Source organism: Sorangiineae bacterium MSr12523 (assembly GCA_037157775.1).
In the GTDB taxonomy this organism is placed as follows: Bacteria; Myxococcota_A; Polyangia; order Polyangiales; family Polyangiaceae; genus Pendulispora; species Pendulispora brunnea.
Map to the genome: position 1 here is coordinate 11,408,760 of CP089982.1, position 24,776 is coordinate 11,433,535.

A 24,776-nucleotide genomic window follows, 5' to 3' on the forward strand; every position below is an offset into this window, starting at 1 on the left:
ATTCAAATTCAGTTACGTTTCCAGAAATCAATGTCCACCGAGGCCCCGAAACCCCTCACGCGACGCGCCGAGCGCACCCGGGCCAAGCTCGTCACGGCGGCGCGGAAGGTGTTCGAAAAGCACGGCGTCCTCGAAACGCGCATCGTGGACATCGCCAAGGAAGCCGGCGTGGCGGTGGGGTCGTTCTACACGTACTTCGAATCGAAGGAAGAGCTGCTCCGCGAGGTGGCCGCCACCCTTTACGTCGAGCTCATCCCGCCCTTGCCCGCCGAGGTCGGGCCCGATCCGCGGGCGCGCATCGAGGCCGGCAACCGTGCCTACGTGCGCGCCTACGAGAAGAACGCGCGCATCCTGACCTTGGTGCAGCATCAAACGCTGTCCGATGCCACGTTGCGTGGGCTCTACGAGGAGGCGCGTGCGGCCTTCATTGCGCGCGTCGAGCGATCCATCCGGCGCCTTCAGCGCGAAGGGCTCTCGCCGAAGGACGTCTCCCCGCGCCTTGCCGCGCACATGCTCGCGGGCATGGTGCACGAGTTTTGTTACACGACCTTCGGCTTCGGAACCGTCGACTTCGACCCGGAAGAAGCCGTCTCCACGCTGACCACGTTGTGGACGCGGGCGCTCGCGTTGAAACCCGAGACCAAGAAAAAGAGCAAACCATGACGGCGATCTCATCGACCATCGACACGCGCAGCGCGGCCTTCGCCAAGAACCGCGAGGACATGCTGGCCCTCGTGGCGGAGCTTCGCGCCATCGAGGCCAAAGGCCGCACGGAGGAAGAGAGCAAACGCGCCCGCTACGAAAAGCGCGGCCAGCTTCTGCCGCGCCAGCGCGTCATGCGCGTGCTCGACCGCGGAAGCCCCTGGCTCGAGCTTTCGACCTTGTGCGGCTACAAGATGAACGACGACAAAGACGGCGCGCTCGCCGGCGGCAACATGATCGTCGGCATCGGCTACGTCTCGGGCGTGCGCACGATGGTGACGGCGAGCAACTCGGCCATCAAAGGCGGAACCATCGCGCCCATGGGCGTGCAAAAAGGCCTGCGGGCACAAGAAATTGCGCTCGAGCAGAAGCTGCCGGCCATTTCGCTCGTGGAGTCGGGCGGGGCCAATCTCCTCTATCAGGCCGATATCTTCATTCCGGGCGGGCGCACCTTCGCGAACCAAGCCAGGGCGTCGGCCGCGGGCATCCCGCAGATCACGGTGGTGCACGGCTCGTCGACGGCCGGCGGCGCGTACATGCCCGGGCTCTCGGATTACGTCATCATGGTGCGCGGCCGCGCCAAAGTCTTTCTCGCGGGCCCGCCCCTCTTGCTCGCCGCCACCGGTGAAGTCGCCACCGACGAAGACTTGGGCGGTGCCGAGATGCACTGCCGCGTGGCCGGCACCAGCGAATTTCTGGCCGAGGACGACGCCGACGCGCTCCGCATCGCCCGCGAGGTGATGGCCAACATCGGATACGGATCCGTCGCGCCGAAAATCGCGGAGTACGTCCCGCCGCGGTACGATCCCGATGAATTGTGCGGCGTCGTTCCGGTCGACTACAAGAAGCCCATCGACTGCCGCGAAATCATCGCGCGCATCGTCGATGGGAGCGAGTTCCTCGAGTTCAAGTCGGAATACGATGCGCAGACCATCTGCGGACACGCCTCCATCTGCGGCGTGCGCGTGGGCATCCTCGGCAACAACGGGCCCATCACCGTGCACGGCGCCACCAAGGCGGGGCAGTTCATTCAGCTATGTTGCCAGAGCAACATACCGCTCGTGTACTTCATGAACACCACCGGGTACATGGTGGGGACGGCGGCCGAGCGCGGGGGCATGGTCAAGCACGGCTCCAAGATGATTCAGGCCGTGGCCAATGCGACGGTGCCGCAGATCACCATCGTGGTGGGCGGCAGCTTCGGCGCGGGCAACTATGGTATGTGCGGGCGCGGCTTCGGGCCGGACTTCATCTTCTCCTGGCCCAACGCGCGCACCGCGGTGATGGGCGGCGAGCAGGCGGCCAAGGTCATGAGCATCGTCACGCGCGAGAAGTGGAAGGCCGCAGGCAAGACCTTCGACGACTCGGACGAGGGCATGCTCTCGGCCATCGAGAAGACCATCATCGACCAATTCGATCGGGAGTCGCACGCGTTCGCCACCAGCGCGCGCCTCTTCGACGACGGGATCATCGATCCACGCGACACGCGCAAAGTGCTCGCCTTCGTGCTCTCGATTTGCGAGGAGGCGAGGGCCCGCAAGGTCCACCCCACGAGCTTCGGCGTGGCTCGGCTGTGAGAGGTTCTCCCATGACGAAACGCTTTCGACGGGTTCTGGTCGCCAACCGCGGTGAAATCGCCGTGCGCGTTCTGCGCGGCGCACGTGCCGCCGGCCATGAGACGGTCGCCGTGTACAGCGACGCCGACAAAAATGCACTTCACGTGCGCGAGGCGCATCGGGCCGTTCGCATCGGGCCTGCACCTGCAACGGAGTCGTATTTGTCGATCGAACGGCTCCTCGCGGCCGCCAAAGACTCGGGCGCCGAGGCGGTGCACCCCGGGTACGGTTTTCTCTCGGAGCGCGCGGAATTCGCCCGCGCCGTGACCGATGCGGGCCTCGTGTTCATCGGCCCCGACGCGAGCTCCATCGAGGCCATGGGCAACAAGAGCGCGGCCAAGTTGCGCATGATCGAGGCAGGCGTCCCCTGCGTCCCCGGCTACCAAGGTGGCGGCGACGACCAGGCCCTGCTCGAGGCCGCGCGTTCCATCGGCTTTCCCATCATGGTGAAAGCCGCCGCCGGCGGTGGCGGCCGCGGCATGCGCTTGGTGCACGATGCGGGTGCGCTCCCCGACGCGTTGCGATCCGCGCGCTCGGAGGCGCAAAACGCCTTCGGCAGCGGCGAGCTTCTCCTGGAGAAGGCCATCGTGGGCGCGCGGCACGTGGAGATCCAGGTCTTCGGCGATCGGCACGGCAACGTGGTGCACTTCGGTGAGCGCGATTGCTCGGTGCAACGGCGCAATCAGAAGGTCGTCGAGGAGGCGCCAAGCCCCGCGGTGAACGAGGCCCTGCGCGCCGCCATGGGCGATGCCGCCGTGCGTGCCGCGAAGGCGGTGAAATACGTGGGCGCCGGCACCGTGGAGTTCTTGCTCGACCGCGAGGGCCATTTCTATTTCCTCGAGATGAACACGCGGCTGCAGGTCGAGCATCCGGTCACCGAGTTGGTCTACGACGTCGACCTCGTGGCCTGGCAGCTCCTGGTCGCCCAGGGCGAGCGCCTGCCCCTTTCCCAAGAGGAGATCCTGAGGCGGCGGCGAGGCCACGCCATCGAGGTGCGGCTTTGCACGGAAGATCCCGGCCAGGAATACCTGCCGCAAACGGGCCCGGTGCTTCTATGGCAGCCGCCTCGGGGTGAGGGCCTTCGCGTGGACACCTACCTGGAGACGGGCACGGTCATCGGTCCGTACTACGACTCGATGCAGGCGAAGATCATTGCGCACGGGTCGGATCGGGAGAGTGCACGCGCGCGCTTGGTGCAGGCCCTTGCCGACACGGCGCTGTTCGGCGTGCAGAGCAACCGCGAGTTTCTCTCGCGCATCGTGGGCTCCAACGCCTTTGGCGCGGACGACGTGGCCACGGATTTTCTCCAGAAGAACGAGGCGCTCGTCACCGCATCGCCGCCGCCGCACCACATCGCGGTGGCCGCGGCAGCCTTCGTAGCCGATGATGCGCGAAGCCTTGCCGCAGGCGGCGCCTTGGAGTCCTCGCTCCTCGGCTGGCACAGCAACCTGGTCATGCCCACCGCGATGACCGTCGCGCGCCGCGGGCAAGATGCCGCGCTCACGCTGACGCCCCTCGAGCCCGGTGGGTACCGCGTCCAACACGGCTCGCAAGACGGGTGCGAACTCCGCGAGCTCTCCTGCGATGGCACCTCGCTGCGTTACACATTGGGCGGCGTGCGCCATGTGGCGCGGTACGTCCGGCGGGGCGACACGCTCTGGATCGATGCGGAGGGCGCGACCGAGGCGTACGTCGACCGCACGTACCATCCGGCGGAAAAGGCGGTCCCCGGCGCCGATGGACTGGTGCGCGCCAACATGGACGGCAAGGTCGTGCGGGTCGCCGTGGAGGCGGGGGCCAAGGTCGAGAAGGGGCAGCTGCTCGTGGTCCTCGAGGCGATGAAACTCGAGCTCGAGTTCCCCGCCCCCATCGCGGGCACGGTGCAGGAAATCACCGCGCGCACGGGCGACCAGGTGACCACCGGGCAGGTGCTGGTGCGCATTTCGTGAACGAACTCGGACGACCGGGCACTCCAGGGGCATGAAAGTCGTTCGTGCCCTGCTTGCTTTCGTCTTCGTGCTCCTCGGCTACGCGAGGCCGCTCCTCGCCGCCGAGGATCCCATCGTGTTGCAGGTGCAGGGCAGTGAACCCGCCGATCGCGTGCGCGAAGCCGTTCGCGCACGATTGGGAACGACGCCCATCAGCGATGGTGCGGCACCGCCGAACGCGCGCCGCCTCTTGGTGCACGTGAACGACACGGTCGTGACCGTCACGTACCGCGATGAAAAGGGACAAGAAACGACGCGCCTCGTTCAAGCGGCGACCAAAGCCAGCGTGCTTGATGCGGCCGCGATTCTCGCGGAAAACTTGGTGACGGATCAAACCGCGGTGCTGCTCGCGCAAGAGGAGGCGGCGGGAAAAAAGCCTGCTCCCGCGCCTACTTCGCCGCCGCCCGAAAACCGGCCGTGGCATCCCGCCGTGGTGTCGCTCTTCTACCCAGTGGCCTCCAACATGGGCAAGCCGAACGTGCTCACGCACTTCGCGCTGGATGCCCTCTACGGGCACATCGGCGAGCTCGATGGCCTGCAGGTCAGTGGCCTCGGCGGCATGGTCGAGGGGCCCGTGCATGGCATCCAGATCGGAGGCTTGGGCACCTCCGCCACCGGAGTCGACGGCCTGCAGATGGGCGGACTCGGCTCCCTGAACCAAGGTGCACTCCACGGCCTGCAGATCGGAGGCATCGCCGCCTGGACGAAGGACCACGTGAACGGGCTGCAGCTCGCCGGCATCGTGGGGGTTGCCCAGGGCGGCGTCGAGGGCCTGCAGATCGCGCCCGTCACCGCGGCCGGCGACGTGCACGGCATGCAGCTCGGCGTGGTGAACATCGGCGGCAAGGTCAAAGGCACGCAGATCGGCGTGGTGAACATCGCCGACGATATCGATGGCATCCAGTGGGGCGTGTTCAATTATTCGAAGACGTCGCGCTTTGGCGCCGTCGCCTGGGCCAGCAACCACGGGTTTGGCAACTTCGGCATCAAGTACATCACGAAGTACACGTACACGGTGGTGCGCGGCGTCTATGCGCGCGAGCGAGACACCGACTTCCTCGGCCCCGGCTTCAACATCGGCGTGCACATCCCCGCGTTCAATCCGTTCTACGCGGATGTCGACCTCGGCACGGCGTGGATGTTCAAGAACGGGTCGGGCAACGCCGAAGGCTACGACGATCACCAGGCGCGGCTTCTCCTCGGTGCCGACCTCGGCGGGCACATGAGCCTCTTCGCCGGCGGCGGCCTCAGCGTTCAGGTAGAGCGGAAAGGTGCGAAGGACGTACACTTCGCCCCGGTGTTCAGCGGGGGGCTTCAAGTTGCGTACTGAAGCACTTTCCGCCATATATCCGCGCGTTTCCGAAATTCGGCGCCGGCCCATGAACATCGTCGCGGTTGCGGGCACTGCATCCTCGAGGTCCCCAAACGACGACGATGCCATGATGCGTGTTGGCTCCTTCACCCCCACGGAAGTCGAATTGTCACTGCCCGCGGAGCAGGAGCCCGAGGCGCTGGACATTGCCCGCCTGAAGCGAGGCGAGGCCTCGGCCCTCGCCGATGTGTACCGTCGCTACCACACGAAGCTGCGCATCTTCGCCCAACGCTTTCTGGGCGATTCCGCGGCGGCGGAAGATCTGGTGCACGACGTCTTCGTCGCCCTGCCGGGCTCCATCGCGCGGTTTCGCGGGGAGGGCTCGCTCGAAGGGTTTCTCTTTTCGATCGCGATCAACATTTCGCGGCACCACGTGCGCTCGGCCATCCGGCGGCGCGCGGCCATGGCCAAGCTGGCGGTCATCCCTGCGAAGGACTCGGGCGATCCCGAGCGGGATACGTCGCGGCGGCAGCTGGCGGGGGCGCTGCAACGGGCGCTCGATCAATTGAGCCACGAGCATCGCGCCACCTTCGTCTTGAGCGAGGTGGAGGGGCGGGCCGCCGCCGAGGTCGCGAGCATTCTCGGCACACCCGAGGCCACGATTCGAACGCGCGTTTTCTACGCGAAGCGGAAGCTGCGCGAGCTCCTGACGGCAGGGGGGCACACATGAACGACGACGATTTGCTCGAGCTCGCAACGAGCGCCCTGCGCGAGGAGCCCGCGGATCCACCCGTCGATCCGATGCTGACCTTGCGGCGCATTCAATCGAGTGTCGCCCAGAAGAACCGGCGCGTGCGCCGCATGCGCACCTTCTTGCTGCCCATCGCCGCCACCCTTGCGACGTCGACGGCGTTTGCCGCCGCCACGGGGAAGCTGACCCCCGTCTTTCGCGCCGTGGAAACGGCTATTTTCCCCTCGACCACGCGCGAGCTACCGGTCACGCCGCCGCCATCTCCCGCAGCCCCCAAGGCGAAGGCTGCAGCCCCGCCCGCCGCGCCAGCACCACCGCCTCCCGTGGATGAAGTCCCTCCGCCACCCGCCGTCGAACCAGCGCCCCCTGCGCCCGCCGCCGCCGCGCCACCTGTGGTGCACGCGCCAAGGGTCGCAAAGTCCGTCGCAGCCCAGACGCCGTCGACGCCTTCCCCCATCGAGAAGGAGCTCGCGAAGCTTGCGGGCAAGGAGCCCGTGAAGCCTTCCGCCGACGAGTCGGTGAAGAGCATTCCGGCCCCCGCTCCGGCGCAGGAGAAGGAGACCGTGGAGGGCCACGTCTCGGGCAGGGCGGGCATGGACGCCCGAGGCGCCGTCGAACCACCCTCAGCCCCCCTCGATCCCGCCGACGACCTTTACCTGCGCGCCCACCAATTGCACTTCGGCAAGGCCGATCCCGCATCCACCCTCGCCTCGTGGGACGCCTACCTCCAAGCCGCCCCCAACGGCCGCTTCGCACCCGAAGCCCGTTTCAACCGCGCCCTCGTCCTCGTCAAAATGAACCGCCGCGACGAAGCCGCCGCCGCCCTCATCCCCTTTGCAAACGGCACCTACGGCACCTACCGCCGCAACGAAGCCCGCGCCCTCCTCGACATCCTCCGCACCCCACACTGATCGCTAGAGAGAATTCACATGAAGGCGGGAAGGCGGGAAGGTTTTCTGAGGGTTTTCAATCAGCTCAGTAGGCCAACTGAAAACCCCAAAAAAGCGCTCCGCGCCCTCTGTGACGTACGTCCTTCCCGCCTTCATGTGAATTCTCTCGAGCCGTTTCCGCTACGCAGGCTCGGAGAGCGGCATGGGCTCGGCGTCTGCGCCCTCGCAGGAAAGGCGAAACACCGTTTCGACCAGTTTGTCCGGCCACACCGGCTTCGATAGGTGCGCATCGAACCCGGCCGTGCGAATGCGCGCGCGATCCTGCGGGGTGGCCAGCGCCGACAGCGCGCACACCCTCATCGGGTGCCCGTGCTGCCCGTCCAGGGTCTTCAGCCGCCGAATCAAATCGAAACCATCGGCCTTCGGCATCGCAATGTCGCTCACCACCACGTCGGGTCGGTCGCGGCAGGCCACATCCATCGCCTCGTCCACCGAGGCCACCACCGTGGTGCGCGCCCCGTGCTCCGAGAGAATCTCCGACACCAGCTCGCGGATGTCCGGCTCGTCGTCCACCACCAGCACGTGCACCCCGTCCAAGCGACGCGCGCGCACGCGCCGCGCCTTCACCTCCGGGCGCGCTACGGGCAACGCACTCGCCGGCAGCTCGATCGTCAACTTGGCACCCCGCCCTGGCCCGTCGCTCGCCGCCCACACGTTGCCGCCGTGCAACGTCACCAACTGGTGCACGATGGCCAGCCCGAGCCCCAGGCCCCGATGCACGCGCGTCGCCGAGCTGTCCGCCTGACGGAATCGCTCGAAAATTCGCGGCAGAAACTCCGCCTTGATGCCCTGCCCGGTGTCGACGATCTCGACGGCCACCTCCCCAGCGGAGCGCCGAAACGCATGCACCCCGACGTGCCCGCCCACCGGCGTGAACTTCAAGGCATTCTGCATGACGTTCCACACCACCTGCTGCAACCGATTCGCGTCCGCCAACACAGGCGGCAGCCCCGCATCGATGTCCACCGCAAGGTGCACGTTCTTGTCGCGGAACGACGGACGCAGCGAATCGGCCGCCGCCTCCACGATTTCTCCGATGGATACCACCCGCCGATCGAGCGCGAGCTTGCCCGCGATGATGCGCGATACATCGAGAATGTCGTCGATGAGCCTCGCCTGGAGCTGCGCATTGCGCTCGATGGTCTCGAGCGCGCGCTCCTGAATCGCCGGCGTGACCGGCCCCGCCTTCAAGAGTTTTGCCCAACCCAAAATGGCGGTCAGCGGCGTTCGCAATTCGTGCGACACCACCGCGAGAAACTCGTCCTTCGCCGCATTGGCCTCCTCGGCCTCGCGCCGTGCGATTTGTTCCGCGGCGAGCAATCGATCGCGCTCGGCCTCGGCCCGCTTGCGTTCGCTACAATCGAGAATCCAAGAGACGCCGCCGTCGGTCGTCCCCTCCCAGTACGCCGAACCGATCTGGATTGGAACGGTGTGCCCGTCCTTGGCGCGATAGGCCTTTTCGTACGGGCGGCAATAGCCCAGTTCGTTCATTTGGACGAAGGCCTGATCGTCCACATGCGCGAATTCGGACAGCGTCAGCGTTTTCCAATCGAGGCCGTCGCGTTCGAATTCCTTGCGTGAATACCCGAGCATTCCGAGCAGCGCGTCGTTGCAATACGTAATCGTGCCATCGCTTCGCCAATAAACGACGCCGATGATGCCCGTTTCCTGAAACCGTCGCGAGACGTGCTGCATCACCTCCGCCTCGGACTTGGCCAGCGTGTGCTGTGCTTCGGCATTTCTCAGTTGCCACTCCAAATGCCGAATACGCCGACTCTGCTCGCGCAGCACTTGGGCGTGTTTCGAGCGCATGAAGCGCTGCCGGGGTCGCCTCGTACTCACGGCCACCTTGCCACACCCATTCGTCTCAAATAGCAGAGAAGATCGACGTCGCAACGACGGCGGCGCGATCGGGAAAACAAGGGGTTTCGTTTAACTTTTTAGTCATTTCAGTATTGACTGAAACGACTAAATGAATAAATCGCAAGGGCCATGCGAAAGAAGGGTGAGCGCGCAGCCAAAGGCCCGACGGAGGAGGAGAAGGCCATTGCCCTGCGCCAGTTCATCGAGGAGATGGGATTGCTCTTCGAATACAGCGGCCTGCCGCGGATGACGGGGCGCATTTTCGCGCATCTGCTCATTTCCGATCCGCCGCAGCAGGGCGCTGAGGACATTGCACGCGCCATCCAAGCCAGCCGCGCCTCCGTCAGCACCATGACACGGCTGCTCATTCAAACCGGTTTGATCGAGCGGCACGTGCAGCCGGGCAAACGGCAGGACCTTTTTCAGATGAAGCCCGATGCCTTCCGCACCACGGTGCTGGGCAAGGTGCGGCTGCTCACCATGTTTCGCCAAGTGGGCGAGCGCGGGCTTCTCGCGCTGCATGGCGCCCCGCCCGAGCGCCTCGAGCGATTGCGCGAAATGGCGGATTTGTATGCGTTTTTGGAGCGGGAGCTCCCGGTGTTGCTCGAGCGGTTCCTACAGGAGCGCAGGGGCAAACGAGGACGAACATGACGAAAAAGTGGAAGACACGTGGAATCATCGCCGCCGTGGTGCTCCTCGTCGGGGGCGGCGCCGCCGGCGCGAGCCTCACGCGCCGCATCGACGTGGTGGTCACCCCCGTGGTGCGCGGGCGCGCCGTCGATGCGGTGTACGCCACCGGCACCGTCGAGGCCGAGCGCCGCGTCACCGTCAAAGCGAAGACGGCCGGCCCCATCGCCGAGCTGCCCGTCACCGAGGGCGATGCGGTTCGCCATGCGCAGCTCCTCGCGCGGGTCGACGATCCCGCGGCGGCGTTCGAACTGCGCCGCGGCCAGGTGGAGGCACAAGCCGCGGTGGCGCGGCACGCCCCGCAGCTTGCCACGGTGCGGGCCAAGCGCGCTGCGCTCGAGAGCCAACTGCACGCCGCCCAGCGCGAAATGGATCGCGCCGATCGGCTCGTCCACACGGGCGCCATCGGCAAGGCGGACTGGGACCGCACGCACGACGACGTCGTGGAGCTCACCGCGCAGCTCGAGGCCGTACGCGCCGAGGAGCGCGCCCAGCGCATCGACCTCGAGGCCAACGCAGGCCGCGCCCAAGCCGCGGTGCGTTCCCTCGCCAGCAAAGTGTCCGATGCCGACGTGCGCGCACCGCAGGACGGCGTGGTGCTCGCGCGCTACGTCGAGGCGGGCGAGGTCGTCGCGGTGAATCAGCCGCTCTTCAAGGTGGGCGATCCCGCGCAGCTCTTGCTCGAGGTCAGCATCGACGAGGCGGACATCGGCCGGGTGCACGACGGCAGCACCGGCGTCCCCTCGCGCGTCGCGGCAAGCCTTCACGCATTCCCGGGCCGCACCTTCGCGGGCCACGTCGTCAAAGTCATGCCCGACGCCGATCGCGAGAAAAAGAGCTACCTGGCGAAGGTGCAGCTCGACGAAAAGGTCGACGGCCTTCGCAGCGGCATGACCGCCGAGGTGAACATCATCGTCATCGAAAAGCCCAACGCGCTGCTCGCCCCGGCCGACGCCATCCAGGATGGCCAGGTGTGGGTCATCGAAGACGGCCGCGCCGTGCGGCGCAAGGTCACGGTGGGCATTCACGACTTGCTCCGCGCCGAGATCCTTTCGGGCCTCGCCGAGGGCGATCGCACCGTCGTCGGCGGCGCCGACAAGCTCACGCGCGACGGCGCCCGCGTGCGCGTCACCGAGAAGGCACCCTGATGCGCGTCGTCGCCTTTCTCGCGCTGCGCCAGCTCTGGGAGCGGCGCGTGCTGAGCCTCATCGCCATCCTCGCGGTCACCTTGGGCGTCACCACGTTGATTGCCATGCGGGGCATCCAGCTCGGCTACCGGAACAAGTTTCTGCAAACGATCACCCGCGTCACCCCGCAGGTGGCCATCACCGACAAAGAGCTCACGACCGAGCCTCCCCTTTTGGCGCGCCACCTCGGCGACTTCGTCGCTGCGCACGTGGCCCACGAGGCCAAAGACGATCGCCAAAGCCGCATCAAGCGCCCCACGGAGATCCTGCACGCCGCGCGCAGCCTCGAGGGCGTGCGCGCCGCGGCGCCGTCGGTGAGCGGCTCCGCGCTGCTCACGTACGCCGGGCAGGAGCTTCCCTGCGAGCTGCGCGGCATCGAGCCCTTGGCCCAGGACGACGTCACGGCCATCCGCGACTACATCGTGGACGGCACATGGACCGAGTTCGCCCAATCGCGCGACGGCGTGCTGCTCGGCACCGGCGCCGCGCAAAAGCTCGGCGTGAAGGTCGGCGACACCGTGGTCCTCGTCGGCCCCCGCAGCGTGCGCGCACTGGGCAAAGTCATGGGCACCTTCTCCTTCGCCGTGCAGAGCATCGACGATTCACGCGTCATGGTGCCGCTCAAAATGGGCCAAACGGTGCTCTCCCGGCCGGACATCGTGAGCCGCATCGAGGTGCGCATCGACGATGCGGAGACCGCGAATATCTACGCCGAGCGCATGCAGCGCCTCTTCGGCATCGAGGTGGAGAGCTGGCAGAAGGCCAACGCGAGCTTTCTCGGTGTCTTCGCCGTCCAGGACATCGTCACCGCGTTCATCATCGCCTCCATCCTCGTCGTCGGCGGATTCGGCATCCTTGCGGTTCAAATCATGATGGTGCTGCAAAAGACACGCGACGTGGCGCTCCTGCGCGCCACCGGGTTTCGCCGCGGCGACATCCTCGGGTTGTTCCTTTTGCAGGGCGCCATCGTCGCGCTCATTGGCGCCGCCATCGGGAGCTTCTTCGGGCACGAGCTCCTCACCGCGGTGTCGCACATCACGTTGAAGACCAACACCGCGTACGGCACGGCGGACACCATGCTCGTCGACGACGATCCGAGGATGTACCTCTACGGCGCGCTGTTCGCGCTCGTGATTGGCCTCTTGGCCAGCGCCATCCCGGCCGTGCGCGGCTCGCGCATCGAGCCCGTCGACGTGCTTCGCGGCATGGTGACCTGATGCCTGTCCCCATTCTCCGTGCCGACGGCCTCGTACGCGATCTGGGCAACGGCGTCCGCCACCGCGTGCTCGACCACGTCGATGTATCGGTGCACGAAGGCGAATTCCTCGCACTGACGGGGCCGAGTGGATCGGGCAAGTCCACCTTGCTCTATCTGCTGGGCGCGCTCGATCGCCCCACCGAGGGACGCATCTTGCTGGGGGACCTCGAGGTGAGCGCGCTCGACGACGACGAGCGCGCCCGGCTGCGCGGAGAGCGCCTCGGCTTCGTGTTCCAGTTTCATTTCCTGCTGCCCGAGCTCTCGGTGCTGGAAAACATCGTCGTTCCACTCTGGCGTCGAGGAGGCAGCCCGCGCGAAGCCCTGGAGGCGCGCGCCATGGACGTGCTGGGTGCGCTCGGGCTGGCCGATCTCGCGGGGCGGCGGCCGCATCAACTTTCCGGCGGGCAGCAGCAGCGTGTCTCGATTGCGCGCGCCATCGCGGGGCGGCCGAGCGTGCTCCTTGCGGACGAGCCCACCGGCAACCTCGATTCGAAGAATGGCGAAATCGTCATGGATATCTTCCGCCATCTCGCCGAGCGCGAGCGCATGGCCATCGTGATGGTGACCCACGAGATGGGGTTTGCCGCGCGCACCCACCGCCAAATCGAGCTGCGCGATGGAAAAATCGTTTCCGAGCGGCATTAGCCCCGTATCATGCGACCCGCACCACCGTTTTTCTCTGGAGGACTTATGAGCGCCGAATTGGATAGCCTGGAAATTCCGTACGAGCAGTCGCAAGCGAAAGAGACCCTGGAGTTCGGCGACGGCGAAGAAGTCGAGAAGGAGTTCGTCACCACGAGTTTCTCCCTGGTCACGCCGCCCCGCATCAAGGCGAGCTTCACGCACGAAGGTCTGGCCAGCCGAGTCGCCAAACTGTTCAAAAAGGAAATCCAGGTAGGCGACAAAGCCTTCGACGACGTCGTCTACATCACCACGGACACGCCGGCCGAAACGACCGCGTTCCTCAAGTCGGACGACGTTCGCACGACGATTCTGACGGCCGTGACCGAAGGCGGGAACATCGTGATCGACGAACGCGACATCGTGGCGAAGATCCCGACCACGGGCGACAACGACAAGCCGCTCGCGGATCTCGTGCGCGCCGTGCTGAAGGCGTGAAGCTGTCGCGTTGAGTCCTGTCGTTTGACGTAAAGGGTCCTCGACCCCGCACCGGTCCGCGCATATCGAAATAGCCATGCGCGGACTGGCATTCGGTGCATGGGCCCTCGCCTTGGCGGCGTGCTTCGCCTCCAACGACGAGGAGGTACGCGAGCAAGAAGCGCTTCGAACGGCCGGGCTTCCGGCCTTGAACATCGACGTGATGGACACGTCCGTGTCGGGCCTCTCGTCGGGCGCGTACATGGCGGTGCAGTTCCATGTCGCCTATTCGTCCATCCTGCGCGGTGCAGGCATTTTCGCCGGCGGGCCTTTTTACTGTGCCGAAGGCTCGTTGAACACGGCGCTCACCACGTGCATGACGGGCTCGCCGGCGCCGCCCGATCCCGCGCGGGCTGTCGATGCGACGAAGCGCTTCGCCGCGGCGGGGACCATCGACGACCCCGCGAACCTGGCCCGCCAACGCGTGTTCCTCTTCGGAGGCGCCGGCGACACCACGGTGGTTCCGCCGGTGATGGATGCGCTGGAGAGCTATTACCGCGCATGGAACCCTGCGGCCTTGCGCTACGAAAAGCGCCGGCCGGGGACCGCGCATTTGATGCCCACGGTCGCCTACGGCGGCGACTGCAGCGTCACCGGCGAGCCGTGGATCGGCCGGTGCAACTACGACGGCGCCGGCCTCGCGCTCGCGCAGATCTATGGTTCCTTGGAGCCGCCGGCGTCGCTCCTGAGCGGTCGCTTCGTCAGCCTCGAGCAGGCGACCTACTTGGCCAATCCGGCGGCGCACAGCGTCGCCGACACGGGGTACGCCTACATTCCCGCCGCGTGCGAGGCCGGCGCACGATGCCGGGTGCACGTCGCCTTTCACGGGTGCAAACAGTATGCATCCGGGTCGGTCGGCGATCGGTTCTACAAGCATGCCGGTTACAACGAGTGGGCCGACACCAACCGCATCGTGGTCGTGTATCCGCAAACGATCCCCACGAGCGGCACGAACCCCAATGGCTGCTGGGACTGGTGGGGATACGACAGTCCCAATTACGCAACGCGTGCGGCCCCACAAATGGCCATGGTTCGCCGCATGATCGACGCCCTCGCCGGCGCTGCAGATGCGGGAGATGCAGGAGATGGCGGTGCGGCTGACGCAGCGCGCGATAGTGGAGCGACATGTTTCGTCGCGAACAACTACGAACACGTGACCCGAGGCCGCGCGCACCTGTGGTGGGGCTACGCACTCGCGAACGGCTCGAATCAAAATATGGGACTATACTCGGTCGGAATCGTCACCTCACTGCGCCAGGTCGGGGCCGACCATTACGTGATTGGGACTTGCCCGTAATTCGTCGAGGGAAGCCATGACAAATTCCGTTTCCGATAAGCGCGCCATCGTGAAAGTCGCCGTCGCCAGCTTCGTGGGCACGGCCATCGAATGGTACGACTTCTTTCTCTACGGCACGGCCGCGGCGCTGGTCTTCAACAAGCTATTCTTCCCCAAATTCGATCCGCTCATGGGCACGTTGCTCTCGTTTGCGACGTTTGCCGTCGGCTTCGTGGCCCGCCCGGTCGGCGGCGTCGTCTTTGGCCACTACGGCGATCGCATCGGCCGCAAAGCGATGCTCAGTTTGACGTTGCTCATCATGGGCCTGGCCACCTTCGCCATCGGCCTTTTGCCCACGTACGACAGCGTCGGCGTTCTTGCGCCCATTGCGCTGGTGACGTTGCGGCTCTTGCAGGGATTCGGCCTCGGTGGCGAGTGGGGCGGCGCCGTTCTCATGGCCGTCGAACACGCCCCGCCGAACCGTCGCGGCTTCTACGGCAGCTGGCCGCAAACCGGCGTTCCAGCCGGCCTGCTCCTCTCGACGGGCACCTTTGCCCTCGTCTCGCGCATGTCCGAAAGCGAGTTCCTCGCGTGGGGCTGGCGCATTCCCTTCCTTGCCACGGTGGTCCTGGTCGGGGTGGGCGCGTTCATTCGGTTCCACGTGGTGGAAAGCCCCGCCTTCGCGCAAGTGAAAGAGGAGAAGCAGGAGGCGAAGCTCCCCATTTTGGAGGTGCTGCGCAAATACAAGAAGAGCGTGGCCCTGGCCATGGGCGCGCGGCTCGCCGAAAACGCCTTCTTCTACATCTACACGACGTTCGTACTGGCCTATGCCACCGAGCAACTCAAGGTCGCGCGCCAAACGGTGCTCACCGGTGTGCTGCTCGCCGCAGCGATCGATCTCGCGGCCATTCCCTTCTTCGGATACCTCTCGGACCGCTTTGGACGAAGGCCGGTGTACATGTTCGGCGCCGCCTTCTCGCTTCTCTTCGTCTGCCCATTCTTCTGGCTCGTCGACACCGCACGGCCCGAACTTCTCTGGTGCGCCATCATCGTCGGCGTCTCCGTCGGGCATGCCGCCATGTACGGTCCCCAGGCCAGCTTTTTCTCCGAGCTCTTCGGCGCGCGCGTTCGTTACAGCGGCGCCTCGTTGGGCTACCAGCTGGCCTCCGTCCTCGCCGGCGGCCTCTCCCCGATGATCGCCGCGAGCCTTCTGCGCAGCGCCGGCGGTTCCTGGTGGAGCGTCGCCGTCTACATGATGGGCCTCGCGGTGTTGACGCTCGTCGCCGTCTACTTCGCCTCGGAAACGGCCACGGTGAATCCGGGCCCTCCGCCTCCCAAGGATGGTGGATTCAAGGACGAGCCCACCATGCTCGTGCCGCGCGCCTCGATGGATCGCTCGTGACTACTTGCAACCCAGGGCGAGGCGACGGCGTTTGGCTACTTCGGCGGTGATGGATCGGGGCTTGGCGTCAGCCCAGCGGCGGAGCACTTCGCCGTAGGCGGCGCATGCCCCGGGGGTGTCGCCGGCTTCTTCTTTGGCTTGCCCGAGCCAGAGATGGGCCCGCGTGGTGGTGAAGGGCTCTTCGAGGCTGTCGCAACTCTTGGTCGCGGGTTCGAGCAGCGCAATGGCTTGCTTGTACTCGCCCGCCATCATGGCCACGCGGCCTTCGAAGCTGTCCGAAATGGCGCGCAGGGACATGGGCTGCTCCAGCGAGCCTGCCGCCAGCTCGCCGGTGGGGCGGGTCTTCCAGATCTCGGCGGCTTGCTTGCGCGTCATGCTCACCGGGCCCCAACGAAGGCCCCACGTCTTGCTCACGGTGGGGGCGGCATCTTTTTCCCACTTTTCCGTGAGCGTGCGCCAGCGCTCTTCGGGGATGGTCCCCTGTTGCAGCAAGGTTGCGAGAAGGTAGGGCTCGTACATCGTGGTGCTCCAGAAGCCCTCCGTCCACGCATCCCTTCGGCGGAAGAATTGCTCGGCGATGGCCGCGGCGCGGGCCGGCTTTCCTTCCTCGGCCATCAAGTCCATGCGCAGGGTCGCGGTGCGAACGTGATCGTACACATTGGCCGAGTCCTTCCACTCGGCGGAGAGCCGCTCTTCCATCTTTTCCGCGTTGACGAAGTCCCCCGCGAGCGCGGCCAAACGAAGCCGGTGATACATGTACGAGGTCTTACGCGCCTCCTCGGACACGTTGTTGCGGTATTGCTCGAGCGCCGCCTCCACGGATTCCACCGGCGCGCCCTCCGAGGCGAGCGCATTGGCCAGGTGGCGGTAGGCGCCCGAGCTGGTCGGCACATTGGCAATCCAGCGCCGCGCCGCTGCACTCGCGGCCGCACATTGCCCGCGCAGCCGCAGAATGCGAATGCGATCCTCCAGGCAGTCGCCCGAGCCGGGGGCCACCTCCAGGCATTTGTCCAAGGCGGCCATGCCCTCGTCGAGCTTGCCCAGGCGCACCAGCGCGACGGCCTGCGTCTGCCACGCATCGGCGTCTTTCGGATCGAGCTCCGTCGCACGACGCCCGAGCTCGCGCGCTTGCTCGATGGTCGACACCTCGTGCGCGGCGAACGACTTCACCATCGCCATCACCGTCAGCATCTGCGCATCGCTCGGAAAGCGCGCCGTCGCCGCATCGGCCCGCCGCGCCGCCTCTTCGCGATCCGCCGGCTCCCACGACACGAGAGGGGCCAGCGCATCGAGGAACACGCGATTGCGCTCGTTCATCTCGTCGCGCAGGGCATTCGCATGGCGAAACTGCTCGCGTTCGCGCGTGATGCTGTAGCGAAAGTAGCCCGTGAGCAGCAGCTGCAACTGCGCCTCCGGGCACTTGGGATCCTCTTCGACCGCCTTCTCGAAGGAGCGCATGGCCAGCTCCCACGTGGCCTCGCGCATGGCCGTCAGGCCCTCGTGGTAACGCCCCACGGCCGCGCGCGAGCACGTAGGCGACGCCTCGAGCTCGGTCACCAAGGTCGCCGTGGGCGCGCTCGGCGGGTGCGCCGCCACGCTCGATGCAGCCGTAGGTGCAGGCGCGCCCTCGCGCTGCGAGAACGAGCGCACCATGAAGATGCTCGCCGCGGCCACGCCCAACACGGCCCCCACCGCCAGCGCCCGCGAAAACGGCACCACCGAGGGCACCGTCTTGACCTTGGGCGCCGTCGATGGCACGTCGCGCTGCACCTGTTGCACCAGATGCGGGTCCACCATCTGCGCCTCGCCGGTGTTCGCCTGCAAGAGCGCCGTCACATCGGTGGCACCGGGCGCATCCACCCGCGACGGTGTGCGAACGCCGCACGCCGCAATGAGCTCGGCCATCGAGTCGAAGCGGTCTTGCGGCTTCTTCTCGAGCGCGCGCAAAATCGTTTGGGAGATCTGGAACGGCACATTGGCCAGCGGCCTTACCTCGTCGGCGAGCACCGAGGTCAGAACGTAAAACGTCCCACGGTCCGTCGACCAAGGCAGCTTCCCCGTGAACAGCTCGTAGGCCATCACGCCCCAGGAGAACTGGTCCGCTCGCCCGTCGCATGCCTCGCCGCGGATCTGTTCCGGCGCCATGTAGCCGGGTGTTCCCAGCACACGCGGCCCGGGCACGTCGTTCGTGCCGCGCTCGCCCGACTCGTTCATGGTCGGATAGGTGCGAAGCTCCGCGGCGCTGTCGGGGATCGCCTTGTGGTAGCGCGCGATGCCGAAGTCGAGCACCTTCACCACGCCGTCGTCGCGGATCATCACATTGTCGGGCTTGATGTCGCGGTGCACGAGGCCCCGGTCGTGCGCGGCCCCGAGGGCACGCGCCACGTCGATCACCCACTCGAGCCGCGTCTCGAACGATGGCGTCGGCGAGCCCACGAACGCGCGCAGTGACTTGCCCTTGACGTACTCCATCGCGATGAACGGCACGCCATCGCGTTCGCCGACATCGTGGATTGCGACCACGTTGGGATGGTTGAGCGCCGCCGCCGCCCGGGCCTCTCGCAGGATGCGCGCCGAGGCTTCGGACACCGTCTTCCCGGTGGTCGGTGCACTCTGGCCGGAATCGCTCCCCTCGTTGCGGTCACGGCGCAATACCTTCAAGGCCACCCGACGCTGGAGCCGCGTGTCGAACGCTCGAAAGAGTTCCCCCATGCCGCCGGAGCCCACGCGGTCTTCCAACCGGTAACGTTCCGCAAAGGTCTCGCCCGGTCGTAGCGTCCCGGTCACCTCTCCCGAGGGAAGCGTCTCGCGACGGGAAGTGGGCGCATCGTTCGGCATCCGCGACGCCCCATGATACCCCAGCCTTCACCCCTGCCGTGCATGCGCGCTCGGTTTCGATGGAGGCAACGGCCGGTTGCCGCGTCGCGCCCCTCACATTCCCGTACAGTAACCGGGCCGTGTACCGTGAATACGCCCCTGGCCCGCCGCTCGCGCCCTACGTCGAGTGCTTCTGGACGAAGCGCATCGATGTGAGTCGCACGCTCGTGCGTCATCGCGTCCTGCCGGACGGGTGCATGGATATTCTCTTTTACCTGGATGGCCGGCACGGCGAAGTCCGCGAGGGCCTCGTGGTGGGCACCATGACGCGGGCACTCCTCGTCGACGAATCGGCGTCGGGCGAGCGCGTGGTCGCGGTTCGCTTTCGGCCGGGCGCGGCCATCGCATTCCTCGCCACGCCGGCGCACGAGCTCACGGACAGGAACATCGCGCTGAGCGATATCTGGCGCGATACCGATCCCCTTCGCGAACGCCTGCGCACGGCGACCTCCCTGGCGGCGTGTGTCGGCGAGCTGGAACGCGCCCTTCTTCTTCGCCTTGCCGGAAGGGCCGCGCGTCCGCTCGATCCGCTCATCGGCGCCGCGGTTGGCGCATTACGTCGGGTGCAGGACGAGCCACCGCGCATCGGCGAGCTCGCACGCAGCCTGGGCGTCAGCCGGCAGCACCTCGCGCAGAAGTTCAAGATCCACGTGGGCATCGGCCCCAAGGAATTCGAGCGCGTCGTGCGCATGACCCGCCTCACCGAGCGCCTGCTTGCCCCCGGCCGCCCCAAGAGCACGGCGGAACTCGCCTACGATCTCGGCTACTACGACCAGGCGCACATGATTCACGAATTCAAGGCGCTCACCGGGCTCACCCCACGCGAATACGCGTCGGACGTGCGCGATTCCATTTTTCCAATACAGGAACCGGGGGCGGACGCACACTCACCGGTATGAACATCACCGCCAACCTGTTCGTGAAGGAAATCGAACCCTGCCTGGAGTTCTGGGTCACCCGATTGGGATTCGAAAAGGTGACCGAGGTGCCCGAGGGAAAGGGGCTGGGATTCGTCATTCTCAAAAAGGGAAATGCCGAATTGATGCTCCAAAGTTTCGCAAGCGTCGCCAAGGACGTCGAGCCCATCGCCGCCGACACGTACCGCTCCGCGCTGTACATCACGGTCGACGACTTGAAGCCGATTCGCAAAGCCTTGAAGGGCGTGCCCCTCGTCGTCCCCGAGCGCCGCACATTCTACGGCGCCGACGAAATCATCGTCCGCGATCCCGCCGGCAACGTCATTTCGTTCGCGCACCACACCGGGAGCTGAATCGGAGCGTGTCGCCTCCAAGGCGTAAGAATTTCATAGTTGACCGCACGAAAATGAGAAAGCTTCCCCTAAAGCTCGGCGAGCACGATATCTTTAGGATCGTTCGGCATCCGGTCGATCAGCGGCTCATGTCCGACCACCATGGCTTCCGGGAACGCCTCACACATTACGGTGACCAGCCTTTGCGCCTTCTCCTCGGCGACCCTTCCGGTACTGACGAGGTTTCGGCGCATCTCCTCGAGGATCGTCGCAGACCAATAGAGCTGGTACACGCCAGCCTCGGCGGCACGCAACAGCGTGTCGCGGAGGGTACTTGGAAACAGCACGTTGGCGTCGAGGACAACGCGAAAGGGTGCTGAGGGAAACATCCAAGCGGGATGCTATTCCAACTCGGGGTAGCCCCCGAACTCTTCTGTCAAGGAGGCGAGCTCCTTGAGTTTCGCGCGGCGCTCCCGCTCTTTCTTCTTCTTGAAAGCTGCAACGTCTTCGAACCGAAGGCGGCGATGCTTGCCCGTCTTCGTGTAGGGTATCTCGTTGGCGTTCAGCAGTCGGACGAGGTACTGACGCGAGACGTTGAGAAAGTTGGCAGCTTGTTGAGTCGTCAGTTCCTTGTGGGTTGGCACGAGCGTAATCGCGTCGCCACGAGCAAGGACCTCTGCCACTCGCTCGAGCACGTAGAAAGCGGCCTCCGGAAGTTCGATCTTCTCGCCATTCGGACCAAGCAGAACGCACCCCCTCGGATGAGGACGCGCTCTCGCTTTTTCCATCGCATGGGCTACATGGGCCAATGCCGTCTCGTGAAGTATCTCGTGGAGATGGCCAAATAGGTGCCTTTGCTCCCGCGGAACAGCGATGGGAACCATCCGGCGGAGCTTCTCGGGGATCGTTTGTTCCGATGAGACTCCCCTGGAAGCCATGTAGAGCAGCTTACGACTATTCGACCCAAACGCAACCACAGGTGTGCACGGCGTGCACAGGTTGTGAACGCGGTGCACAGGATGACGACGTCGGCCGCGACGTGTGCGCCAATTCTCTCGTAACCGCGGGCATCAGGTCATTGGGCCACCGGAATTCGCAGGCGGGCCACGCAGCCGCGGTGGCCCTCGCGCGGTTCGAGCCCGAGCGTGCCGCCGTGGCCTTCGGCGATTTGGCGGGCGAGCACGAGGCCGATGCCCGAGCCGCTCGGCTTCGTGGTGAAGAAGGGCACGAAGAGGTTCTCGGTGTTGGAGATACCCGGGCCGTCATCGACCACGAGGACCTCCACGGCACCCGCGGTGTGGATCCAGGTGAGCTCGATGCCGGTGCCCTTCGTCTCCAGGGTGGCCTCGGCGGCGTTGCGCACCAGGTTGATGAGCAGCTGGTCGAGTTGATCGGGGTCGGCCGCCATGGTGACCTTCGGGCCAGGGACGACGCGCAGGGGGACGCGCGTCTCCAGTGCGGCGATGCGCTCGATCCAGGAGGCCACTTCGACGTCGGTGAGCTTGGGCGGTGGCAGGCGGGCGAGCTGCGCGTAGGCGCGCAAAAAGCGCCCCAGTGCCTCGGCACGGCGTGCGATCACCGAGAGGCCGCTGCGCAGATCGTCTTCCCAGTCGTGGGGCCGGTCCGCCTCGTCGAGGATGCCGTGCATGTGCCCCGCGATGGACTGAATCGGCGCGAGCGAATTGTTGATCTCGTGGCCGATGACCCGCACGAGGCGCTGCCAGGCCGCACGTTCCTCTTCGCGCAGCGCGCGGTGCAGGTCGGCGAGCACCACGAGCTCGTGCTGAAGACCGCGCTGGCGAAAGGTGGCGCGGCGCAGCTCCCAGGGGCCTTTGCCGCCGGCGAAGGCCATGGCAAAGGTGCGCGGTGCGGCACCTTCGAGCAGCGCGTCGAAGCCGAGCTCCTGCGCGGTGGCGCCCAGAAAGCCGCCCGGACGCGGGCCGAGGAGGCGTTCACCCGCGCGGTTCACCAGGCGCAAGTTGCGTTCATGGTCGAAGGCGAAGAGCGCCACGTCCACCGATTCGATGACCTTCTCGAGAAGGGCCGTGGCCTCCATCGACGCGAGCCGTTGCTCGCGAAGGACCGCACTGAGCGCGTTCACCTCGCCGAGGGCCTCGCCCAGCGCATCGTCGGAGCGCGCGGAGCGACCGCGCAGCGAGTAATCCCCTTCGCGCAGCGCGGCCACGAGATTGGCCACGTTGCGAAGCGAGCGCACGATGTCGGCGCGCACGTACGCGGCCAGGCCGAGCCACGCACCGACGGAGAGCACGCCGAAGGTCCACACCGTCTTCGGCGCATGGTCACCGAAGGCAAGGAGCACCAACGAAGTGGCCACCGCCGGCGCGCCGCCGAGCAGCGCGTACAGATGCAGGCGCGTCTCGTAGGCGACTTTATCCGGCTTTGATCCCATGGGCCTGGAGCCGACGATAAAGAGCGCTGCGGCTAAGTCCAAGCGCGACCGCGGCATCGTTCACGTTTCCCCCCGCGCGGGCGAGTGCGCGCTGAATGGCGTGGTACTCGATTTGATCCAACGTGAGGCCTTCGTCGTCCCCTGATGGCGAGGCGGTGCTCGAGGCGGCGGCCGGCGCGTGGGCTGGCTTGCGCAGGCCGAGATCTTCCGCGGCAATCGCGTCGCCGATGGCCATGAGCACCGAGCGCTCCATCACATGCTCGAGCTCGCGGACGTTGCCCGGCCACGTATGCTCGGTGAGTGCCCGCATCGCGCCCGGCGAGATGCTGCGCGCCGCCTTTCCATAGCGCGCGGAGACGCGCTCGAGAAAGTGCGCCGCCAACCCGCCGATGTCCTCGCGCCGTTCGCGCAGCGGCGGGAGGTGCACCTCCACCGTGTTCAAGCGATACAGCAGGTCCTCGCGGAAGCGCCCCTCGGCCACCTCGCGCCCGATGTCCACGTTGGTGGCGGCGAGCACGCGCACGTTGGCGCGCCGCGTGCGCGACGAGCCCACGGGGTGAAATTCCCCAGTTTGAATCACGCGCAGAAGCTTCACCTGCTGCGCGATGGGCAAATTGCCAATTTCGTCCAGGAACAAGGTGCCGCCGTCGGCCAGCTCGAAGCAGCCGACGCGGTCCGTTTTGGCGTCGGTGAAGGCGCCGCGCACGTGGCCGAATAGCTCGCTCTCGAAGAGGCTCGGCGAGAGGCCGCCCGCGTCGACGGCGACGAACGGCTTCGATGCGCGCAGCGAGCCCTCGTGCATGCGGCGGGCGATGACCTCTTTGCCCGTGCCGTGCTCGCCCAAAATGAGCACGTTGGCATCCGAGGGCGCGACGCGCTCGATCAGGGCCAGCACCGGTTTCATCGCCGGGGCGTTGGCGATCATCTTGGGCAGCTGCTGCGCCCTCTGCCGCGAGGCCTCCTGCTCGAGCCTCCGCGAGCGGCGCAGGGCACCGCCCAATTCGACCTGCGTGCGCAACGTCGCCAGAAGCCGCGCCGACTCCCACGGCTTCTGCACGTAGTCGCGCGCCCCGCGCCGGACGGCCTCCACCGCACCTTCGATGCTCCCCCACGCGGTCATCACCACCACGGGCAAGGTGGCATCGAGCTCGCGCAGCTTGTCCAGCAGCTCGAAGCCTTCCTTGCCCGACGTGGTGTCTCGCGCGTAGTTCAGATCCATCAGCACCAGGTCGAGCTCCTCGCCCGCGGCCACCTCGAGCACCGCCGCCGGCGATGCCGCCGTGTGAACGGTGAACTCGCGCTTGAGCAAAAGGCGCAACGCTTCGACGATGTCCGACTGATCGTCGGCAATGAGAATGCGGGGAGATGATGCCACGGGGTATCCTCGTACTATTGATTGACGGCTTGGGCGAGCGGCGCCCGATTCTCGCGCACGATGCGTCCGTCGAAGAGATGCACCGTTCGCGTCGCCTGCTGCGCGTATTCGGGGTTGTGGGTGACCATGCAAATGGTGGTGCCCGCCGCGTGCAGATCGCGCAGCAACCCCATCACCAGATCTCCATTGCGCGAGTCCAAGTTTCCCGTCGGCTCGTCGGCCAAAAGGATCAAGGGCTCTCCCGCCACCGCACGCGCCACCGCGACCCTTTGCTGCTGGCCGCCCGAAAGCTGCCCCGGCATGTGCTTCGCGCGGTGCCCCATGCCCACGCGCTCGAGTGCGGCCTCGACCCGCTTCTTTCGCTCGGCCGGCGGCATGTCCCGGTACGTGAGCGGCAGCTCGACGTTCTCGTAGACCGACAGATCGCCAATCAAATTGAAGCTCTGGAAGACGAACCCAATCTGGCGATTGCGCACGCGCGCAGCCTCGAGGGGCGAAAGCCCGTCGACCCGCTCGCCGCCGAGCAGGTACGTGCCCGAATCGGGCGCATCGAGCAGCCCCAGCACCGAGAGCAACGTCGTTTTGCCCGATCCCGAGGGCCCTTCGATGGAGACGAACTCCCCGCGCTCGATTTCCAGATGCACCTCGGAAAGCGCGTGCGTCTCGACCTCGTCGGTCGTGAAGATCCTCGTGATGCCTTCCATACGAATCATCG

At 66.3% G+C, this 24,776-nt stretch carries 22 protein-coding genes; 15 read left to right on the forward strand and 7 right to left on the reverse strand.

The genetic code is table 11. The annotated features are described in order from the left end of the window. Positions 1 to 30: 30 nt before the first annotated feature. The 6 genes from LZC95_45120 to LZC95_45145 all read left to right on the forward strand — a co-directional run bounded on the left by LZC95_45120 (position 31) and on the right by LZC95_45145 (position 7,280). Entirely contained in the window at positions 31 to 663 is a 633-nt protein-coding gene (locus LZC95_45120) for a TetR/AcrR family transcriptional regulator (protein ID WXA93623.1), read from the forward strand. Beyond that, entirely contained in the window at positions 660 to 2,279 is a 1,620-nt protein-coding gene (locus tag LZC95_45125) for an acyl-CoA carboxylase subunit beta (protein WXA93624.1), read from the forward strand. The genes LZC95_45120 and LZC95_45125 overlap by 4 nt, the downstream gene beginning before the upstream one ends. An 11-nt stretch (positions 2,280 to 2,290) precedes the next feature. After that, positions 2,291 to 4,267, forward strand: a complete 1,977-nt coding sequence (locus tag LZC95_45130) for a biotin/lipoyl-binding protein (GenBank protein ID WXA93625.1) — start codon at positions 2,291 to 2,293, stop codon at positions 4,265 to 4,267. 31 nt (positions 4,268 to 4,298) lie between these two features. Continuing rightward, complete coding sequence (locus LZC95_45135) at positions 4,299 to 5,636, forward strand: hypothetical protein (GenBank protein ID WXA93626.1); 1,338 nt, start codon at positions 4,299 to 4,301, stop codon at positions 5,634 to 5,636. A gap of 109 nt (positions 5,637 to 5,745) precedes the next feature. Further along, complete coding sequence (locus LZC95_45140) at positions 5,746 to 6,348, forward strand: RNA polymerase sigma factor (GenBank protein WXA93627.1); 603 nt, start codon at positions 5,746 to 5,748, stop codon at positions 6,346 to 6,348. Beyond that, positions 6,345 to 7,280, forward strand: coding sequence for a hypothetical protein (locus LZC95_45145; protein ID WXA93628.1), 936 nt, complete (start codon positions 6,345 to 6,347; stop codon positions 7,278 to 7,280). Before LZC95_45140 ends, LZC95_45145 begins: the two co-directional genes overlap by 4 nt. Before the next feature lie 159 nt (positions 7,281 to 7,439). Here LZC95_45145 and LZC95_45150 read toward each other — a convergent pair whose 3' ends face one another. Beyond that, a complete protein-coding gene (locus LZC95_45150) occupies positions 7,440 to 9,161 on the reverse strand; it encodes an ATP-binding protein (protein ID WXA93629.1) in 1,722 nt (573 codons plus the stop codon). 150 nt (positions 9,162 to 9,311) lie between these two features. Between LZC95_45150 and LZC95_45155 the strand changes: the two genes are divergently transcribed. From LZC95_45155 to LZC95_45185, 7 genes are all read left to right on the forward strand, one after another. Continuing rightward, positions 9,312 to 9,833, forward strand: a complete 522-nt coding sequence (locus LZC95_45155; GenBank protein ID WXA93630.1) for a hypothetical protein — start codon at positions 9,312 to 9,314, stop codon at positions 9,831 to 9,833. Further along, complete coding sequence (locus tag LZC95_45160) at positions 9,830 to 11,017, forward strand: efflux RND transporter periplasmic adaptor subunit (protein WXA93631.1); 1,188 nt, start codon at positions 9,830 to 9,832, stop codon at positions 11,015 to 11,017. The genes LZC95_45155 and LZC95_45160 overlap by 4 nt, the downstream gene beginning before the upstream one ends. Beyond that, positions 11,017 to 12,273, forward strand: a complete 1,257-nt coding sequence (locus LZC95_45165; GenBank protein ID WXA93632.1) for an ABC transporter permease — start codon at positions 11,017 to 11,019, stop codon at positions 12,271 to 12,273. The genes LZC95_45160 and LZC95_45165 overlap by 1 nt, the downstream gene beginning before the upstream one ends. Then, a complete protein-coding gene (locus tag LZC95_45170; GenBank protein WXA93633.1) occupies positions 12,273 to 12,959 on the forward strand; it encodes an ABC transporter ATP-binding protein in 687 nt (228 codons plus the stop codon). The genes LZC95_45165 and LZC95_45170 overlap by 1 nt, the downstream gene beginning before the upstream one ends. A 45-nt stretch (positions 12,960 to 13,004) precedes the next feature. Continuing rightward, positions 13,005 to 13,433, forward strand: a complete 429-nt coding sequence (locus LZC95_45175) for a hypothetical protein (GenBank protein WXA93634.1) — start codon at positions 13,005 to 13,007, stop codon at positions 13,431 to 13,433. A 76-nt stretch (positions 13,434 to 13,509) separates the two neighbouring features. After that, positions 13,510 to 14,769 carry a hypothetical protein gene (locus LZC95_45180; GenBank protein ID WXA93635.1) on the forward strand — a complete coding sequence of 420 codons (1,260 nt, stop codon included), beginning with the start codon at positions 13,510 to 13,512 and terminating at the stop codon, positions 14,767 to 14,769. Between the two features lie 16 nt (positions 14,770 to 14,785). Then, positions 14,786 to 16,150, forward strand: a complete 1,365-nt coding sequence (locus LZC95_45185; GenBank protein WXA93636.1) for an MHS family MFS transporter — start codon at positions 14,786 to 14,788, stop codon at positions 16,148 to 16,150. Here LZC95_45185 and LZC95_45190 read toward each other — a convergent pair whose 3' ends face one another. After that, positions 16,151 to 18,988: a protein kinase gene (locus LZC95_45190; protein WXA93637.1), complete on the reverse strand. Its 2,838-nt coding sequence runs from the start codon at positions 18,986 to 18,988 to the stop codon at positions 16,151 to 16,153. It lies immediately after the preceding gene. Between the two features lie 119 nt (positions 18,989 to 19,107). On the opposite strand from LZC95_45190, the gene LZC95_45195 reads away from it, so the two are divergent. Beyond that, the gene (locus LZC95_45195; protein WXA93638.1) at positions 19,108 to 19,926 is read left to right on the forward strand and encodes an AraC family transcriptional regulator; all 819 of its coding nucleotides are present in this window, start codon (positions 19,108 to 19,110) and stop codon (positions 19,924 to 19,926) included. After that, complete coding sequence (locus LZC95_45200; protein ID WXA93639.1) at positions 19,923 to 20,297, forward strand: hypothetical protein; 375 nt, start codon at positions 19,923 to 19,925, stop codon at positions 20,295 to 20,297. The genes LZC95_45195 and LZC95_45200 overlap by 4 nt, the downstream gene beginning before the upstream one ends. Positions 20,298 to 20,365: 68 nt before the next feature. Here the strand turns inward: LZC95_45200 and LZC95_45205 are convergent, their stop codons facing one another. The 5 genes from LZC95_45205 to LZC95_45225 form a co-directional block, all read right to left on the reverse strand. Continuing rightward, positions 20,366 to 20,665, reverse strand: a complete 300-nt coding sequence (locus LZC95_45205) for a PIN domain-containing protein (protein WXA93640.1) — start codon at positions 20,663 to 20,665, stop codon at positions 20,366 to 20,368. Positions 20,666 to 20,677: 12 nt separating this feature from the next. Continuing rightward, entirely contained in the window at positions 20,678 to 21,214 is a 537-nt protein-coding gene (locus LZC95_45210; protein ID WXA93641.1) for an excisionase family DNA-binding protein, read from the reverse strand. 137 nt (positions 21,215 to 21,351) lie between these two features. After that, complete coding sequence (locus tag LZC95_45215) at positions 21,352 to 22,686, reverse strand: ATP-binding protein (protein WXA93642.1); 1,335 nt, start codon at positions 22,684 to 22,686, stop codon at positions 21,352 to 21,354. Beyond that, positions 22,667 to 24,061, reverse strand: coding sequence for a sigma-54 dependent transcriptional regulator (locus LZC95_45220; GenBank protein ID WXA93643.1), 1,395 nt, complete (start codon positions 24,059 to 24,061; stop codon positions 22,667 to 22,669). The genes LZC95_45215 and LZC95_45220 overlap by 20 nt, the downstream gene beginning before the upstream one ends. Positions 24,062 to 24,075: 14 nt before the next feature. Then, positions 24,076 to 24,774 carry an ABC transporter ATP-binding protein gene (locus tag LZC95_45225; protein ID WXA93644.1) on the reverse strand — a complete coding sequence of 233 codons (699 nt, stop codon included), beginning with the start codon at positions 24,772 to 24,774 and terminating at the stop codon, positions 24,076 to 24,078. Positions 24,775 to 24,776: the final 2 nt, after the last annotated feature.

What these genes read in the sequence shown, in the direction of transcription:
- LZC95_45175 (WXA93634.1), top strand. Translation starts at nt 13,005, where the DNA reads ATGAGCGCCGAATTGGATAGCCTGGAAATTCCGTACGAGCAGTCGCAA.
- LZC95_45120 (WXA93623.1), top strand. Translation starts at nt 31, where the DNA reads ATGTCCACCGAGGCCCCGAAACCCCTCACGCGACGCGCCGAGCGCACC.
- LZC95_45225 (WXA93644.1), bottom strand. Translation starts at nt 24,774, where the DNA reads ATGATTCGTATGGAAGGCATCACGAGGATCTTCACGACCGACGAGGTC.
- LZC95_45185 (WXA93636.1), top strand. Translation starts at nt 14,786, where the DNA reads ATGACAAATTCCGTTTCCGATAAGCGCGCCATCGTGAAAGTCGCCGTC.
- LZC95_45215 (WXA93642.1), bottom strand. Translation starts at nt 22,686, where the DNA reads ATGGGATCAAAGCCGGATAAAGTCGCCTACGAGACGCGCCTGCATCTG.
- LZC95_45200 (WXA93639.1), top strand. Translation starts at nt 19,923, where the DNA reads ATGAACATCACCGCCAACCTGTTCGTGAAGGAAATCGAACCCTGCCTG.
- LZC95_45210 (WXA93641.1), bottom strand. Translation starts at nt 21,214, where the DNA reads ATGGCTTCCAGGGGAGTCTCATCGGAACAAACGATCCCCGAGAAGCTC.
- LZC95_45180 (WXA93635.1), top strand. Translation starts at nt 13,510, where the DNA reads ATGCGCGGACTGGCATTCGGTGCATGGGCCCTCGCCTTGGCGGCGTGC.
- LZC95_45170 (WXA93633.1), top strand. Translation starts at nt 12,273, where the DNA reads ATGCCTGTCCCCATTCTCCGTGCCGACGGCCTCGTACGCGATCTGGGC.
- LZC95_45125 (WXA93624.1), top strand. Translation starts at nt 660, where the DNA reads ATGACGGCGATCTCATCGACCATCGACACGCGCAGCGCGGCCTTCGCC.
- LZC95_45160 (WXA93631.1), top strand. Translation starts at nt 9,830, where the DNA reads ATGACGAAAAAGTGGAAGACACGTGGAATCATCGCCGCCGTGGTGCTC.
- LZC95_45190 (WXA93637.1), bottom strand. Translation starts at nt 18,988, where the DNA reads ATGCCGAACGATGCGCCCACTTCCCGTCGCGAGACGCTTCCCTCGGGA.
- LZC95_45165 (WXA93632.1), top strand. Translation starts at nt 11,017, where the DNA reads ATGCGCGTCGTCGCCTTTCTCGCGCTGCGCCAGCTCTGGGAGCGGCGC.
- LZC95_45155 (WXA93630.1), top strand. Translation starts at nt 9,312, where the DNA reads ATGCGAAAGAAGGGTGAGCGCGCAGCCAAAGGCCCGACGGAGGAGGAG.
- LZC95_45135 (WXA93626.1), top strand. Translation starts at nt 4,299, where the DNA reads ATGAAAGTCGTTCGTGCCCTGCTTGCTTTCGTCTTCGTGCTCCTCGGC.
- LZC95_45130 (WXA93625.1), top strand. Translation starts at nt 2,291, where the DNA reads ATGACGAAACGCTTTCGACGGGTTCTGGTCGCCAACCGCGGTGAAATC.
- LZC95_45140 (WXA93627.1), top strand. Translation starts at nt 5,746, where the DNA reads ATGATGCGTGTTGGCTCCTTCACCCCCACGGAAGTCGAATTGTCACTG.
- LZC95_45145 (WXA93628.1), top strand. Translation starts at nt 6,345, where the DNA reads ATGAACGACGACGATTTGCTCGAGCTCGCAACGAGCGCCCTGCGCGAG.
- LZC95_45205 (WXA93640.1), bottom strand. Translation starts at nt 20,665, where the DNA reads ATGTTTCCCTCAGCACCCTTTCGCGTTGTCCTCGACGCCAACGTGCTG.